The organism is Mesorhizobium sp. YR577 (assembly GCF_900116595.1).
Classification (GTDB): Bacteria; Pseudomonadota; Alphaproteobacteria; order Rhizobiales; family Rhizobiaceae; genus Mesorhizobium_M.
Genome location: NZ_FPBI01000009.1, coordinates 150,761 through 167,060, shown reverse-complemented (window position 1 = coordinate 167,060; position 16,300 = coordinate 150,761). Strand labels below are relative to the sequence as shown.

At 63.6% G+C, this 16,300-nt stretch carries 14 protein-coding genes and 1 tRNA gene; 8 read left to right on the top strand and 7 right to left on the bottom strand.

What is annotated here, in order from left to right:
- Positions 1–55: 55 nt before the first annotated feature.
- Together BM413_RS15005 and BM413_RS15000 are read left to right on the top strand one after the other, a co-directional pair.
- Positions 56–703 (top strand): hypothetical protein, encoded by a 648-nt coding sequence (locus BM413_RS15005; RefSeq protein WP_091914372.1) that lies wholly within the window; start codon positions 56–58, stop codon positions 701–703.
- Between the two features lie 100 nt (positions 704–803).
- Positions 804–1,538, top strand: a complete 735-nt coding sequence (locus BM413_RS15000; RefSeq protein WP_091914370.1) for a 16S rRNA (uracil(1498)-N(3))-methyltransferase — start codon at positions 804–806, stop codon at positions 1,536–1,538.
- Positions 1,539–1,615: 77 nt separating this feature from the next.
- On the opposite strand, the gene BM413_RS14995 is transcribed toward BM413_RS15000, so the two are convergent.
- Positions 1,616–2,020 (bottom strand): GNAT family N-acetyltransferase, encoded by a 405-nt coding sequence (locus BM413_RS14995; RefSeq protein ID WP_091914368.1) that lies wholly within the window; start codon positions 2,018–2,020, stop codon positions 1,616–1,618.
- A 199-nt stretch (positions 2,021–2,219) separates the two neighbouring features.
- On the opposite strand from BM413_RS14995, the gene BM413_RS14990 reads away from it, so the two are divergent.
- The 3 genes from BM413_RS14990 (at position 2,220) to BM413_RS14975 (ending at position 5,239) form a co-directional block, all read left to right on the top strand.
- On the top strand, positions 2,220–3,593 hold the full coding sequence (locus BM413_RS14990) for a glutamate--cysteine ligase (protein WP_091914366.1): 1,374 nt from the start codon (positions 2,220–2,222) through the stop codon (positions 3,591–3,593).
- Between the two features lie 92 nt (positions 3,594–3,685).
- Positions 3,686–4,762: a DUF937 domain-containing protein gene (locus BM413_RS14985; protein ID WP_091914364.1), complete on the top strand. Its 1,077-nt coding sequence runs from the start codon at positions 3,686–3,688 to the stop codon at positions 4,760–4,762.
- 252 nt (positions 4,763–5,014) lie between these two features.
- Positions 5,015–5,239 carry a type II toxin-antitoxin system HicB family antitoxin gene (locus tag BM413_RS14975; RefSeq protein ID WP_091914361.1) on the top strand — a complete coding sequence of 75 codons (225 nt, stop codon included), beginning with the start codon at positions 5,015–5,017 and terminating at the stop codon, positions 5,237–5,239.
- Positions 5,240–5,343: 104 nt separating this feature from the next.
- On the opposite strand, the gene BM413_RS14970 is transcribed toward BM413_RS14975, so the two are convergent.
- Entirely contained in the window at positions 5,344–5,634 is a 291-nt protein-coding gene (locus BM413_RS14970) for a DUF1127 domain-containing protein (protein ID WP_091914359.1), read from the bottom strand.
- Positions 5,635–5,816: 182 nt separating this feature from the next.
- Between BM413_RS14970 and BM413_RS14965 the strand changes: the two genes are divergently transcribed.
- Complete coding sequence (locus BM413_RS14965) at positions 5,817–6,773, top strand: LysR substrate-binding domain-containing protein (protein ID WP_091914357.1); 957 nt, start codon at positions 5,817–5,819, stop codon at positions 6,771–6,773.
- A gap of 188 nt (positions 6,774–6,961) precedes the next feature.
- On the opposite strand, the gene BM413_RS14960 is transcribed toward BM413_RS14965, so the two are convergent.
- Positions 6,962–7,999 (bottom strand): zinc-dependent alcohol dehydrogenase family protein, encoded by a 1,038-nt coding sequence (locus BM413_RS14960; RefSeq protein ID WP_091914355.1) that lies wholly within the window; start codon positions 7,997–7,999, stop codon positions 6,962–6,964.
- 40 nt (positions 8,000–8,039) lie between these two features.
- Complete coding sequence (locus BM413_RS14955; RefSeq protein WP_091914353.1) at positions 8,040–8,984, bottom strand: DMT family transporter; 945 nt, start codon at positions 8,982–8,984, stop codon at positions 8,040–8,042.
- 125 nt (positions 8,985–9,109) lie between these two features.
- Between BM413_RS14955 and xseA the strand changes: the two genes are divergently transcribed.
- Entirely contained in the window at positions 9,110–10,675 is a 1,566-nt protein-coding gene (xseA, locus tag BM413_RS14950; RefSeq protein WP_091914351.1) for an exodeoxyribonuclease VII large subunit, read from the top strand.
- Positions 10,676–10,709: 34 nt separating this feature from the next.
- Here xseA and BM413_RS14945 read toward each other — a convergent pair whose 3' ends face one another.
- The 3 genes from BM413_RS14945 to BM413_RS14930 form a co-directional block, all read right to left on the bottom strand.
- Entirely contained in the window at positions 10,710–10,964 is a 255-nt protein-coding gene (locus BM413_RS14945) for a hypothetical protein (RefSeq protein WP_091914349.1), read from the bottom strand.
- A gap of 587 nt (positions 10,965–11,551) precedes the next feature.
- Positions 11,552–11,628 (bottom strand) — tRNA-His (locus BM413_RS14935).
- A 270-nt stretch (positions 11,629–11,898) separates the two neighbouring features.
- Positions 11,899–12,360: a phasin gene (locus BM413_RS14930; RefSeq protein WP_091914345.1), complete on the bottom strand. Its 462-nt coding sequence runs from the start codon at positions 12,358–12,360 to the stop codon at positions 11,899–11,901.
- 271 nt (positions 12,361–12,631) lie between these two features.
- On the opposite strand from BM413_RS14930, the gene BM413_RS14925 reads away from it, so the two are divergent.
- Positions 12,632–16,285 carry a PAS domain S-box protein gene (locus BM413_RS14925; RefSeq protein ID WP_091914343.1) on the top strand — a complete coding sequence of 1,218 codons (3,654 nt, stop codon included), beginning with the start codon at positions 12,632–12,634 and terminating at the stop codon, positions 16,283–16,285.
- Positions 16,286–16,300 lie beyond the last annotated feature (15 nt).

Below are 16,300 nucleotides of genomic sequence, written 5' to 3'. Positions count from 1 at the left end.
AAACTCTCCAGCCCCGATATCATGCGCGGCAATCGCCAAAAAGAGAGGAACGGATATGCCACTGCAGAACCGGGTCGATCCCTTCGGCGATATCCATGCGGTGCCGGCGCGCGGCATGTTCACGGGAAACCGCGGCGTCATCCACGACCCGGCAACGCGCACGCTGCTGAAGCGGCGTTGGGCGACTCGTGCCTGGATCATCTGCGTGTGCGAATTTCGCGGGCGTCGGCGCGATGTGATGGGCCGCAACACGCCGAGCGGCAATGCCGGCTGGACCGAGCTTTTCTTCCTCGACGAGGTGACCGCTCTGGCCGCCGGCCACCGGCCCTGCTTCTACTGCCAGCGCGAGCGGGCCAAGGAATTTGCGGCGCGTTATGGCGAGGCATGCGGGGTGGCGAAGCCGACAGCGCCCGAGATGGACGCGCGGTTGCATGGCGAGCGGCTGGCAGCGGGTGGCCGGGCGGTGGCGCTGAAGGCGGGCGCGTTGGAGCGACTGCCGGATGGGACGATGGTGGCGCGGGGCACTGATGCTTATGCAGTTCATCGGGGCAGGCTTCGACGGTGGAGCTTCGAGGGTTATGAAGCTCCGCGCGGGGACTTTGATATGGCATCGCCGGGATTTTCGTTGTTGACGCCGCCGACGACGGTTGCGGTGCTGCGGGCGGGGTATGAGCCGGTTTGGCATGTGAGTGTGGGGAGGTAGCCCCCTCTCCGTCTCGGCTTCGCCGAGACGGAGAGGGGGAATCCCAAGGCAATCACCACCACCCCTTGACCTCCCCCCTCCGCTCCAGCATTCATCCGCCATGCGCGCAAACTACAAAATGCAGCGGCTGTTCGTGCCGCAGGACCTCGCCAGGGATGCCGTTTTCGAGACGGGCACGGAACAGAGCCATTACCTCATCCACGTCCTGCGCCTGAACGAAGGCGCGGAACTGCTCGTCTTCAACGGCCGCGACGGCGAATGGCTTGTACGGATCGAGGCCAAAACCAAAAAAGCGGCAAAGCTGCGCGCGGTCGAGGAAACCCGCCCTCAACCGCCCCTTCCCGACCTCGTCTATTGCTTCGCGCCGCTGAAGCAGGGTCGGCTCGACTATCTCGTGCAGAAGGCGGTCGAGATGGGTGCGGGCGTGCTGCAACCCGTCATCACCCAGCACACCCAGATCGCCAAGCCCGGCATCGACCGGCTGCGCGCCAATGTCGTGGAAGCCGCCGAGCAATGCGGCATTCTTGCTTTGCCTGAAGTGCGCGAGGCGCAGAAATTCGACAGGCTGATTGCCGGTTGGGAAACGGACCGGCGGCTGATCTTCTGCGACGAGAGTGCCGAGACCAACAATCCCCTAGCGGCCCTTCAGGCGATCACCGAGCGCAAGCTCGGCCTGCTGATCGGCCCGGAAGGCGGCTTCTCCGAAGACGAGCGCAAGCAGCTCTATGCCCTGCCCTTCGTCACCGCCATTCCGCTCGGCCCCCGCATCCTGCGCGCCGACACCGCAGCGGTGGCAGCGATGGCGGTGTTGCAGGCGACGATCGGCGACTGGTGAACAAGGTACTACGCGAACTCTACTGCGCCGGCCGTCTCTGCGCAGCGAGTTCTCGCTGCACCTGTATCAATGCCGCTTCACCGCTGGTGAAAAAGCAATTTCGCTGACCCTTCGGCAAAACCGAGTTTCTCATAGAAGGGAACTAGCCGCTCCGGGCAATACAGCTCGAAACTCGACACGCGCGCCAGCGACGGCAGGCCGATGATCCTGTCCACGATCGCCTTGCCGACGCCCGACCCGCGAAAATCCGCGTGGACGATCACGTCGAAAATCATCGCCTTGAAGGTGAAATCCGTCAGCACCCGCGCGAAGCCGATCAGCCGGTCGTCGTCGGTGCAGCAGCCAAGCACGATGGCGGAATGCTTCAGCATATGGGCAACATCGTCGAAGCTGCGATCCCTGGTCCACCATTCCTGCCGGTAAAGCTCGAACAGTTCCCGTTCCCGGTCGCCGCCAAAATGCTCGATCCATGTAAAATTCATGCGGTAATGCCCTCCGGGTTGGCAATGTGCGGTTCAAGACATGGCGCACTGTCGTTTTGAGCATGATTTTCGACGCTTTTTCGATTCGCCAGCATGCTCAATTTGAGTTGAACCAAAGTTCAGGATTTTTCGCTTGATCGCGAGATATGATTGCGTCCATCAAGCGCGACGCTTTTTTCGAGCGGCGAGAGGGTAGACCATGGCGCGTGACACCACCGATTTCCGGCCGATCGAAGGCGTGGACGAACTCGTCGCCTATCTGGCCGAGGGAAACAAGCCGCGCGAAAAATGGCGCATCGGCACCGAGCACGAGAAATTCCCCTTCTATGTCGACGGCAACAGCCCGGTGCCCTATGGCGGCGACCGTGGCATCCGCGCCCTTCTGGAAGGCATGCAGCGCACGCTGGGCTGGGAGCCGATCGTCGATGCCGAGCGCATCATCGGCCTGGTCGAGCCGACCGGACAGGGCGCGATTTCGCTGGAGCCCGGCGGGCAGTTCGAGCTTTCCGGCGCGCCGGTGGAGACGATCCACCAGACCTGCCGCGAGGGCAATGCGCATCTGGCGCAGGTGCGCGAAATCGCCGAGCCGCTCGGCATTCGCTTCCTCGGCCTCGGCGGCAGCCCGAAATGGACGCTGGCCGAGACGCCGCGCATGCCGAAATCGCGCTACGACATCATGACCAACTACATGCCCAAGGTCGGCACCAAGGGCCTGGACATGATGTACCGCACCTGCACGATCCAGGTGAACCTCGACTTCTCCTCGGAAGAGGATATGCGCCGCAAGATGCAGGTCTCGCTGAAGCTGCAGCCGCTTTCGACCGCACTCTTCGCCAACTCGCCCTTCACCGACGGCCACGCCAACGGGCTGCAGAGCTGGCGCGGCGATATCTGGACCGACACCGACAACCAGCGCTCCGGCCTCTTACCCTTCTGCTTCTCGCCGGAGTTCGGCTTTGCCGATTATGTCGAATGGGCGCTCGACGTGCCGATGTATTTCGTCATCCGCGACGGCCACTATCACGACATGACCCACATAACCTTCCGCCAGTTCATGGCTGGGGCTGCGCGCAAGGAGCTGACGGACGGCATGCCGACCATCGGCGACTGGGCCAATCATCTGTCGACGCTGTTTCCCGACGTGCGACTGAAGCGTTTCCTGGAAATGCGGGGCGCCGACGGCGGTCCGTGGCGGCGCATCTGCGCGCTGCCGGCCTTCTGGGTCGGGCTGCTCTACGACGCGGAAGCGCTGGATGCGGCGGAAGCGCTGACGAAAAGCTGGACCTATGAGGAAGTGCTGGCGATGCGCAACGCCGTGCCGGCGCAAGGCATCGGCGCGCCGTTCCGCAACACCGACCTGCGCGAGGTTTCGCGCGAGGTGCTGGCGATTTCGCGCAAGGGCCTGAAGAACCGCGCCCGCCTGAACCGCGACGGCTATGACGAGACGACATTCCTCTCCACGCTCGACGAAGTCGTGGCGCGCGGCACCACCAGCGCACAGGAAATGCTCAACGCCTATCACACGCGCTGGGGCGGCTCGATCGAGCCGGTTTTCCTCGAATATGCGTATTAACGGTCTCTGCATTCGCCCGTAACAATCCCGTAGGCGGGTTCACGGGTTTGGGTTAGGCTGCTTCCCGGCGAGACACTCCGAGGAGATCGAAAATGGCTTCACTATTCGACATGCTGACGAATGCCCAGAACGGCAACGGCATGGATGCGTTGGCGCGGCAGTTCGGGCTGTCGCCGCAGCAGGCGCAGTCGGCCGTCGCGGCCTTGCTGCCAGCCTTTTCGCAAGGGCTTAAGCAGAACACCGCCGACCCCTATGGCGCCGGTGCGTTCCTGAGTGCCATGGCGAGCGGCCAGCACGCCAAATATTTCGAGAACCCGGCGGCGGCCTTCTCGCCTGCCGGCATGGCCGAGGGCAACGGTATTCTCGGCCATCTGTTCGGCTCAAAAGATCTTTCGCGGGCGGTTGCGGGCCAGGCCGCGCAAGCCACCGGCATCGGCCAGGATGTGCTGAAGCAGATGCTGCCGGCCATCGCGACGATGGTGATGGGCGGGCTGTTCAAGCAGTCGACCAATCAGGTTCAGGCAGCCGGACTTGGCGGCGGCAGCAACAATCCGCTGGGTGACATCATCGAGCAGATGATGCGCCAGGGTGGCATGGGCGGCGCTGCCCAACAGCAGCAGGCGCCGCAATCGGCGAGCCCTTCGGACAACCCGCTCGGGCAAATCCTTGAAGGCATGTTCGGTGGCGGCCAGGCAGGCCAGCCGCAAAGGCAGGCGCAGGCCCCGGCAGGCGACAATCCGCTCGGCCAGATTCTCGAGGGCATGTTCGGCGGCGGCGCGCAAACCAAGCCCACCGGCAGGGCGCAGCCATCGGGGCAAAACCCGCTTGGCGACAACCCGCTTGGACAAATCCTCGAAGGCATGTTCGGCGGTGGACAGGCCGGACAGCAGCCCACTGGCCGCGCGCAGCCGCAGGGTCAGAACCCTCTCGGCGACAATCCACTCGGCCAGATTCTCGAAGGCATGTTCGGAGGCGGCGCTGCTCAGCCGAGCGGCAGGGCACAGCCAAAAGCACAGCCGCAGGCCGCTCCGAGCGGGCAGTCGAAGAACCCGTATGACGATCTGTTCGGCAAGATGTTCGAAACCGGCGCCCAGCAGCGCGACGACTACCAGAAGGGCGTGGAATCGATCTTCGAGCAGTTTACGCGAGGCATGGACCGGCGGCGGTAACAAAGACCGCTCCGCTGCTGATGAGCAAACGCCTTGAACAGATGCGCCGCAATCCGCAGGGCGACTAGTCTATTCAGGATGTGAAGGCTGTATGTAAAGAGGCTGGAGTGCAGTGTTTGCCACCGCGATCGGGTGGCTCGCACTACAAGGTGTTTCATCCGCCGCATCCTGAAATTCTGACTGTGCCTTTCAAACGTCCCATCAAAGCCGTCTATATTCGTAAATTAGTAGCTTTCATCGACGAGGTGAAAAATGGCTGACAGACTTGAGTACCCGGTCGTCATTGAGCCTTTGTCCGCTGAAGATGACGGCGGATTTTCCGCTGTGGTCCCCGATCTTCCCGGCTGCATGAGTGATGGCGATACGCCCGAACAGGCGATTGCGAATGTGCAGGATGCCATCGCGGTGTGGATCGAGGCAGCGCAGGATCTCGGCCGTTCGATTCCGCGCCCTTCCCGCCACTTAGCCTTGGCTTGATCCCATAACAAAAATGCCCGGTCCGCGAGGACCGGGCAGCGTGCAGGCGGGCCGGAGGGAAACCGGCAGGGAGTGGGGAGCCTGCAGAAACTCAGGCGTCGGGTCTAATGTACCCGGCGGGCCATGTCTTCGATCACGTCCGAGCGGGCGCTGACCATCGAGCCGAGGCGTGCGGTCGGGTCGACGCCAAACGGCAGGTCGACGACGACGTGGAGATCGGCGCGCGTCAGGCCGATATCGGCCAGTTCATGGTCGGTCATTTCGCCCATTCGGTAGAATTCGCGGCGATTTTTCAGGGCGCGATATGTATTGAAGAGCCAGTTCACGACGCGAAACGCAGTCACCGGACGGACTGCAGGCTGCATCGTCTTGGCGGCGTAATCGATCGTGGTCATGGCACTCTCCTTTCAAGGGCTCGGACACAGGAAACCGCTCCGCACGGTGACGCGCTGATCGCGCTCCGCATCGGTGTTTTGCGTCGCTTCCTGTGGACGCTTATGACTTTGGCATCGCCGTATTGATTAATCCAACGAATGTTTTTAATCTTTATCATCAACATCGATGATGGATGAAAGTCATGGCCGCGCCGCTCGATCTCGATCAACTGCAAACCTTCATCATGATTTCCGACACCGGCAGCTTCACCAGAGCCGCCGATGAGGTTCACCGCACGCAATCGGCGGTTTCCATGCAGATGCGCCGGCTGGAAGAGCGCATCGGCAAGCCGCTTTTCGAAAAGGACGGGCGCACCAACAAGCTGACCGAGGAAGGCGAGAAGCTGCTCTCCTATGCCCGGCGGCTGATCCACCTCAATCGCGAGACGCTGGCCGCCTTCGACGACCGCAGCCTGGAAGGCACGATCCGCATCGGCACGCCCGACGACTATGCCGACCGCTTCCTGCCCGAGATCATGGCGCGCTTTGCCCGGTCGAACCCGCGCGTCGAGCTGACCGTCATCTGCGAGCCTACCTTCAATCTGGTCGAGCACATCAAGCGCGGGCATCTCGACCTGGCGCTGGTGACGCATGACGACGTGAAGGGGCAGTCGGAAGTGGTGCGGCGCGAACCGCTGCTATGGGTGAGCTCGGCCAACCACGCCACGCATGAGCAGGAAATCCTGCCGATGGCCTTCGGCCGCCCAACCTGCATCTGGCGGCGCGGAGCCTGCGACGTGCTCGACCGCATGCAGCGCGACTATCGCATCCTGTTCACGAGCTGGTCGGCCACCGTCATCACCGCCGCGGTGCTTTCAGGACTGGCCATCTCGGTGCTGCCGGAATGCGCACTCAGGCCGGGCATGCGCGTGCTTGGCGAGGCCGACGGTTTCGGCGCCCTGCCCGACTGCAAGATCGGCATCATGCGCGGCCACACCGCAAGCGCCCACATCGTCGAGGCGCTGGCCCGGCACATCGCCGAAAGTCTCGACAACATCTCGGTACCGGCTGTTCAGGAAACGGGCACGTTCGATTTTGCAGCACTTACCGGGATTCGCAGCAAGCGGCTGAAGCCTAGCCATGTCATGCCGGGGTGGTGAGGCGGCGCTGCGAAAACCTTCTCGCTAGGGGCTATCGCATGTGCATTCTCCGATGGCCTGCGTGGTGGAAATACCCCCACCCCTACCCCCTCCCCACAAGGGGGAGGGGGTAGGGGTGGGGGTATTTCAAATGCGATTACCCAACCGCAAACTGAGAGAAGGCAGCCGACAGAAATACTGGCGACCACTCAGAACCTGTCGACCACACTGATCCCCGTCCCATCAAAACGGTCCATCTGCATCAGCGCCACGGGCGCTTCTGCAAGGCTGATGCGCTTGCCGACAAGCTTCTGCGGCTTCAGCTTGCCGGTTTCGAGCATGTCCATCATGGCCTTGTAGCGGAAGGCCTGCATTCCGTGGCTGCCGACGATCTGCAGCTCATGGGCGATGACCTTGTCCATCGGCACCTGCGGCGTGGCGTGGTCGCCGAGCATCAGCCCGACCTGAACGTGACGGCCGCGCCGGCGCAGGTTGGCGATGGAATTGAAGCAGGTGGAAGGGTGGCCGAGCGCGTCGACCGAGACATGCGCGCCGCCCTTGGTGATTTCCTTCACGGCTGCAACGACGTCCTGCTCTGCGCCGTTGACGGTGGCGACGGCGCCGAGCTCTCGGGCGAAGGCGAGCTTTTCCTCGGTGAGGTCGATGGCGACGACATTGGCGCCCATGGCGGTGGCGATCATGATCGCCGACAGGCCGACGCCGCCGCAGCCATGCACCGCCACCCATTCGCCGGGCAGCACTTTCGCCTGATCGACGATGGCCCGGAACGAGGTGACGAAGCGGCAGCCGAGGCTTGCGGCGGTGACGAAATCCAGCTCTTCGGGCAGACGCACCAGATTGGTGTCGGCATAGTCGATGGCGACATATTCGGCGAACGAACCCCAGGCGGTGAAGCCGGGCTGGAACTGCTGTTCGCAGACCTGGTGATTGCCGGAATTGCATTCGTGGCAATGGCCGCAGCCACCGACGAAAGGCACGGTGACCCGGTCGCCGACACGCCATTGCGTGACCTGGCGGCCAACCGCCTGCACTGTTCCGGCAAGTTCGTGGCCCGGCACATGCGGCAGCACGATGTCGGCGTCATGGCCCATCCAGCCGTGCCAGTCGCTGCGGCACAGCCCGGTCGCCTCGACCTTGATGACCACGCCGTCGGTAGAAGGCTTCGGGTCAGGCACGTTGCGGATGCTTGGCGCTTCGCGGAAATGCTCGAACAGAACAGCTTTCATCGATAATCCCTGGGGCTTCGGATTTGGAAAGATGGCGAAACTATCGCCGGCCGCCGCGAATGACCAGCACATTGCCGAGCCCGACAAGGACGATGCCGGCGAGGGCATAGGCGGTCCAGACATAGCCTTCGAGCGCGGTCGAGACGAGCAAAGCGAAGACCGGGAAAATGACCGTGGCATAGCCGGCCCGCGCCGCGCCGATGCGGCCGAGCAGCGTGAGATAGGCGGCGAAGGCCATCACCGTCGACACCACCGCCAGGAAAACCAGCGAACCGAGATAGGAAACCGTCGTGGCGATGATGAACGGCTTGCCCAGCATGAAGGCGAGGAAGGCTGCCCAGATCGTGCCGTAGAGCATGCCCCAGGCACTGGTGGAGATCAGCGGCAGTTTTCTGCGCTGGTTGGCCGCCGAGACCAGATTGCCCAGGCAGAAGGAAAACGTGCCGGCAATGCACAGAAGCAGGCCGGTAAGCGTGCCGCCGGACAGGCCATGGGCGGCGATTTCGGGGAAGAACATCAGCGCGATACCGGCAAAGCCGAGCAGACCGCCAATCAAAATACGCGGCGCAGGCCGCTCGCGCATGATGATGGCGCCCAGCAGCATGTTGATGACCGACGCCAGCGAAAACACCACCGACAAAAGGCCGCTGACCAGATAGAGCGCGCCGTAATAGAAGAACAGGAAGTTGGACGAGAAGATCAACACGCCGAGCAATGCGAAGCGCAGATGGTCGGAGAGTGGGAAGCGCAGCTGCTTGCCGCTGACGATCACCCAGCCGAACATCAGCAGCGTGGCGATGGCGAAACGCCAGACGAGATTGACCTCCGGCGACACAGCCGTGCCGACCTGCAGGGAGATGGCAAACCACGATAGGCTCCACGACAGCACCGTCAGGACATAGAGCCCGTAGTCCATCGGCTGGAACGGCCTGTCGACTGCGGACGATGCCTGGGGGGCTGCGATGGTTTCGGTCTGCGTGCTCATGCGCCTGAGGTAGGTCTTCGCAGTGGCAGACGTCCATCCAATTCTTCTGATTGAAACATTGAGACAAACGATATGTGGGGGCAAACGGACTTGACCCGACGCACCGGAATGGCCCCAATCGCGCCATGAGTGATTTTCTGCCCGAATCGAAAACCAACGCTGCCGAATATACGGTGAGCGAGATTTCCGGCGCGCTGAAGCGCACGGTCGAGGACGCCTTCGGCAATGTGCGGGTGCGCGGCGAGATTTCCGGCTATCGCGGGCCGCATTCCTCCGGCCACGCCTATTTCAGCCTGAAGGACGATCGCGCCCGCATCGAGGCGGTGGTGTGGAAAGGCACGATGAGCCGGCTGAAATTCCGGCCCGAAGAGGGCATGGAGGTCATCGCCACCGGCAAGCTGACGACTTATCCGGGATCGTCGAAATACCAGATCGTCATCGACAATCTGGAGCCGGCCGGCGCCGGCGCGTTGATGGCGCTGCTGGAAGAGCGCAAGCGCAAGCTTGCCGCGGAAGGCCTGTTCGACAGCGAGCGCAAGCGTCGCCTGCCGTTCATGCCGATGGTCATCGGCGTCATCACCTCGCCGACGGGCGCTGTCATCCGCGACATCATTCACCGCATCAAGGACCGGTTTCCGCTGCATGTGCTGCTCTGGCCGGTGCGCGTGCAGGGCGACACCTCCGGGGCGGAGGTGGCGGCAGCGGTTCGCGGCTTCAATGAACTGGCGGCGGACGGCGCGATCGTCCGGCCGGATCTTCTGATCGTCGCGCGCGGCGGCGGCAGCCTGGAAGACCTCTGGGGCTTCAACGACGAGGCGCTGGCGCGTGCCGTGGCCGCGTCCCGCATCCCGGTGATCTCGGCGGTCGGCCACGAAACCGACTGGACGCTGGTCGACCTGGTCGCCGATGTCCGCGCGCCGACACCGACGGGTGCGGCCGAAATCGCCGTGCCGGTGAAGGCCGATCTCGAGGCGACGCTGGCCAATCTCGGCGCACGGCTGAAGGGCTGCATGTCGCGCAATTTCGACCGCAAGCGGCAGGCGCTGCGGGCAGCGGCGCGGGCCCTGCCCTCGCCCGACCAACTGCTCGCGCTGCCGCGCCGTCATTTCGACGAGGCGACGAGCCGGCTTTCGCGCGCGCTGATCGTCAGCACCGAGCGCAAGCGGGCGCGGCTTTCGGCCATCCGCCTGTCGCCGGCTACGCTCGACCGCCGGCTGGCCGAAACCCGCAGGACCACCGACCGCGACATCGCCCGCGCCTATGCCGCCCTTCGCGCCATGCTGCGCGAGCGGCGCACGCGGCTCGACCGCACCGCGCAGCGCATCGGGCCGGAACCGCTGATGCGCCGTCAGAAACTGGCTGGCGAAGGGCTGGCCGCACTTCAGCGGCGGATGGATCAGGTGACGAAAATCCGGCTGGAACGGCTGCGCGGCCGGCTGACGCAGGCCGAGCGGCTGATGTCGACGCTGTCGCACCAATCGATTCTGGAGCGCGGCTTTGCGCTGGTGACGAATGAGGAAGGCGTGCTGGTGAAGAGGGCCGCGGAAGTCGCGACCGACGCAGCACTTTCGCTCACCTTTGCCGACGGCACGGTGGGCGTGGTTGCCGGCGAAGGCGCCGCGCGGCCCAAGCCGCAGCCGAAACCCGCGCCCAAGGCCAAAGTCCCCGGCACGCAGGGTTCGCTGTTCTAGGATGTCTTGAACCCGGCAAAGCGCCAGGCGCCTGTCAGAGATGATGATGGACGGTCGTGGCTGGGCGCGTTGCCAGGGAAGCGCGGTTTCCAACGGCTATCAGCCGCAACAGCTTCTCATCCCTGATGCCGTTTTCATAAGCGTCCATCAGCCGCTTGGCGACGATGCCGGCCACTTTTTCGCGGTCGGCCCGGCCAGCGGTGCAATTGTCGAAAATCTCCCGCAACAGCCTGAGTTCGTCGGGAAAATAGACGCGTCCTGTCGGTTGCGCCGGCGATTTTGTGGCCATGCCTACTCCCTTTTTTCGAGGGGCGGGAGCACGTCTTGTCTCTCGATCGCCGGTGCCCGTGGACATCGCGCGGCGACGAGCGAAGTTAGCATTTTTCCAGGAACCGCTCCAATCAAGCATAAAAACAAGCGCGAACATGATGATATCGCGATGTTGCCTTTTGGCGGTGCCGGGAAAGATGGCCGAGCCATGTCCGGCTGGATACGGCGGCAATCAGCGGTTGTCTTGCGCGTTCGCCCGCCGTATCCTTGTCACCATGGACAAGCGTTATCTTTTCCTCGCCGCCAGTGCCGGATGCGTCTTCCTGAGCGGCTTGCTATTGCTTGCCCCGAACGCAATTGCGGTGAACGGAGCTCAGTGTTCGCGCGTCCTTGAACGTTACGATGGCGGACGTCGGATGCCCCCGCGAGGCGACCCGGAACATGCCCGCTTTGTGGAGTGCTACCTCCTCCTCTGCGGAATCAAACTGGACATCTGACTCCCGCAAGATGCTCGTGGTTTTCCGGCATCTGCATGGCATGGACCTCACCGGCGGAGGAGCTGTCACCCGCCCTGATAGAGCATCTGCCTGTTTATTGAGAAAGGAATGGTACGGTTGGGTGGGCTCGAACCACCGACCTCCGGATCCACAATCCGGCGCTCTAACCAACTGAGCTACAACCGCGCAGGCCATTGTCTGGCGAAGCGCTCCAATACGGACAAACGACGGAGATTTCAAGACGCTTGGCGACGGTTATTCCCGTCAATTTGGCCGCAGGGCGAATAAGAGTCACAGGAAACTGCGCAACGCCTTGCCCAAAAAGAAAAAGACCGGCGGGAGGAGGTGCCGGTCTTTTCCTTGTATCTGGCCGGAGGGAGGAGGATTCCGGCCGTCATGCCCGAAGTTTGGTGGGAGGAGGTACCGCCCTTCGGGTATCTATGAAGTCACCTGAAATCAGGCGACCTTGAAGTCCTTGAACGTCTTTTCGAAGACGTCCTTGATCGGCTTGGTCACGTCCGTGGCAGCCTTGGTTGAGACGGCCTGGAATTCCTTGGCCTGCTCGACGGCAGTCTCGAGGCCCTTGCGCAGGAACGAGGTCTGCAGCTCGATCAGCTCGGACAGCGACTTTGCGGCAACCAGGGCTTCAAGATGCGAGAAGCCGGTTTCGGCATTGGTGCGCAGCGTGGCGATCGTCTTCAGCGACAGGTCGTTGCCGACAGCCTTGGCGGTCTCAAAGGTCGACTCGAGGGCCTTCTGGGTGTCTTCGGCGCCGGACTTGATCTTGGTGTAGGCTTCCTTCGACTGCTCGACGCCCTTTTCGGCGAAGGCACGGAACTGGTCGGTGGCCTTGGAGGCATCGAAGGTCGGGAATTCAACGTTGGCGAATTCAGCGGTTTTGGTTGCTGTCTTGGACATATTTCCATCCTTTTCGGTGGACCGACCTTGCGAAAGCCGGTCTCGTTCATGCGTAACCCTGATATAGCGCAGCCAATGGTGCATTGCAACATCTTTTGTGCACTGCAACAAAACCGTCATCCAGGCAGGGCAAACCATTAAGGCGCGTTAACCAAACCATCGGGTTTCGGTGCTCAAACGCGCTGTTTTGTGGACGTTTGCCCCGCCGCCTTGTTATTAACAAAGAGTTAACCGCAGAGAATCTGTCTCCGCCTGGGAGTTCGTGCAGCGCATGCCGTCAGCTTCGTATTCGTTCATCGATGTAGCCATACTCGACGACGTGCGGCAGCGTTTCGCGGCCGGCGACGCGCTGGCCATCCTGACGACCGACCTCGACCAGGTGATCTGGGCGAACGGACCGGGTGCGGCCCTGCTCGGCTATCCCGACATCGAATCGATCATCGGCGAGCCGCCCCTGCTCGGGCCGACCGCCAGACGCCAGATCATGGCGACGAGCGGCTTTCCGCGCATAGGCCGCGACCGGACCCTTGCCGTGCGGCTGGCGACCGGGGTCAGCAGCCGCGCCGTCAATTTCACCGCAAGCGCGCTGACCTTGCCGGATGGTGAGGACGCGATATTGCTGGCGGTGCCCGCCGTACAGACCAGCGGTCGCAGCGACGGCGACATTGCCGAGCGCGCCATAAGCGGCCTGGACGAGCGCGGCCAGTTCGCAGCGTTGATCGACGCTCGCGGTGCGGTGGAGGCAGCCTCGCAGGGTTTCGCCGGGCTCGGCATCTCGCAAAAGACACTTGCCGAGATGGTCGTGGAATTAAGCGGCGAACGCGAGCGGCTGGTGAAGCGGATGGTTCCGGGTGCGGAGCGCTCCTTCCCCGCCGGCCTGGCGCGGCTGGTCGACGAGCCTGCCCGGCATCTGCTGGTGGTCATCGACGAACGCCAGTTCGCCGATGACGAGATGGCGACGGCTGAAGCTCCCGACGACAAGCCTTCTGCGCCCGCGGCTCCGGTGGCCGAGGTTCCGTTGCTGCCTGCCGCCTCGGTGGCGGATGTGTTGGCGCATGTTTCGGCACCGGCCGACGCAAAGCCGGCCACCACTGCCGAAAGCCCGGCGACAATCGCGACGGAAAGCCCCGTAGCGAATGTTCCCGCCATAGAAGGCGATGCGTCACCGCAGTTGCCGGTTTCGGAAACGTCTGCGGAGGCCGCCGCCAAGGGCGATCACGACAACTGGTATTTCAACGCCGGCGAAGCGGGCAAGACCGGAGCCGATGCGGAACGCAAGCCGGTGGAGATCGACCGCATGGCGGCGCCCACGCGTTTTGTCTGGCGCACCGATGCCGAGGGAAAATTCAGCGCGGTCTCCAGCGAATTCGTCGAGGTGGTGGGGCCGCTCGCAGCGGATGTGATCGGCCGGCGGTTCCGCGATGTCGCCATGACCTTCGGGCTCGACCCCTCGGGCGAGATCGCCGATCTGCTTGACCGCCGCGATACATGGTCGGGCCGCTCGGTGCTGTGGCCGGTGGCCGGAACGGACTTGAAGATCCCCGTCGATCTCGCCGCCCTGCCCGTCTATGGCCGCGACCGCAATTTTGAAGGTTTTCGCGGTTTCGGCGTCGCCCGCAGGGCCGATGCGGTGACCGATCCCGAAGGGCTCGGTATGGTTCTGGTGCCTTCGACCGGCGAGCCGCGCGAAAGCACGGTGGCCGAAGAACCCCGCGAGCAGCCAGCATCTGAAAGCACGCAGGCCCCCGACCCGTTCCAGGGCGAGGTGCCGGCGCTGACCATCGTGCCGAAGCCCGACAACCGCCGCTTCGCCGACAAGGTCATCCGCCTGGCGGAGCATCGCCCGGCTGCCGTGCCGGAAAAAGGCCTTTCTCCCATCGAGCGCAGCGCGTTTCGCGAGATCGGCGAAAGGCTGAAGCAGCGCGGCGAGACCGCCGGCGCGGCTGAGAGCGAGGCCGGCGAGCAGCCGGCGAACGACGAGACCGGCAGACAGGAGACGGCCGCGTCCGTACTAGGCATTGCCGACGAGATTTCACCGGTCGAATTGCAGGAAGCCGAAGGCGCTGCATCAGAGCCAATCGTCCAAACGGAAAGCGACATCGCCGGGCCGGAAACGCGCCCTGCCGAAATCCAGGGCGAAATGTTTGCTCCGGCAGCGGATGCACCGGATGCGGATTCGGCAGCCGAGACGATGGCCGATGACAAGCCCGGCGAACACGCAGGCGCAGCGGAAGAGACGCAGGAAGTCGTCTCGCGGGACGAGCCCGTCATCGGGAACGCTGCGAACGATACCATCCCTCCGGTTACCGGCATCGACGACGCGAGCCGGCTGGCGCATGACGATGACCGACCAGTTGCGGCAAACGGCAACGATGCCGACGGAGCAACCACCGAACATGCCGCTGCGGCCGAAGAGACCCCGGAACCCGCGACCGCCGGGACTGGCGAATCCTCGCCGTCCGACACGCCGATCCTCGAAAAGCTGCCGGTGCCGGTGCTGATCCATTCCGGCGATGTGCTGCACTATGCCAATGAAGAGTTCCTGACGCTGACGGCCTATGAATCGGTCGAGCAACTCGCCGAGGCGGGTGGGCTCGATGCACTGTTTGCCGAAAGCTATGACGACGAGTCGGCGGCCGAACAGCATCATCTCAAGCTGCGCACCGCCGACGGGCTGGAATTTCCGATCGAGGCGCTGCTGCGCTCCGTGCCGTGGCAGGGTGGCAAGGCGCTGATGCTGGTCATAAGGCGCACCGGCGAGGCTGACATCGCGCCGCTTCAGGTGCTGTCGCCGAGCGAAAGCGAGCTTCACAGCCGCGTCGCCGAAATGCGCACCATCATCGACACGGCAACCGATGGCGTCGTGCTGATCTCCAATGACGGTACAATCCGCTCAATCAGCCGGCCGGCCGAAGCGCTGTTCGGTTTCGACAGCGACGAGGTGACCGGCAAGCCCTTCGCCTCACTTTTCGCCATGGAAAGCCAGCGCGCCGCGCATGACTATCTCAACGGCATGTCGGACCATGGCGTCGCTAGCGTGCTCAATGACGGGCGCGAGGTGATCGGCCGCGAAGCGCAGGGGCGCTTCATTCCGCTGTTCATGACCATCGGCCGCCTGCCCAACGAGAGCGGCTATTGCGCCGTCGTGCGCGACATCACGCAGTGGAAGCGGGCCGAGGAGGAACTGACGCAGGCGCGCAGCGTGGCCGAGCGTGCCTCTTCGCAGAAGACGGATTTCCTGGCCCGCGTCAGCCACGAAATCCGCACGCCGCTCAACGCCATCATCGGCTTTTCCGAACTGATGGTCGACGAGAAGTTCGGGCCGATCGCCAACGACCGCTACCGCGACTATCTGCGCGACATCAACCGATCGGGCAACCATGTGCTCGACCTCGTCAACGATTTGCTCGACATTTCGAAGATCGAGGCCGGCCAGCAGGAAATGGCCCATGAGGCGGTGTCGCTCAACGACACGCTGGGCGAGACGGTGGCCATGATGCAGCCGCAGGCCAACCGCGAGCGCGTCATCATCCGCTCCAGCTTCGCCTCGAAACTGCCCGACGTGGTTGCCGACCTGCGCTCGATCCGCCAGATCGCGCTCAACGTGCTGTCCAACGCCATCCGCTACACGCAGGCCGGCGGGCAGGTCATCGTCTCGACCGCCTACGAGGCTTCGGGCGACATCGTCATGCGGGTGCGCGACACCGGCATCGGCATGACCCACGCCGAGATCGAACAGGCGCTGAAACCCTTCAAGCAGATCAACGCGCTGAAGCGCGCGCGCGGCGACGGCACCGGCCTCGGCCTGCCGCTGACCAAGGCGATGGTGGAAGCCAACCGCGCCCGGTTCTCGATCACCTCGACGCCCGGCGAAGGCACGATGGTGGAAGTGACATTTCCGTCGACGCGGGTGCTGGCGGAGTAGAGGGGCGGCAACTGC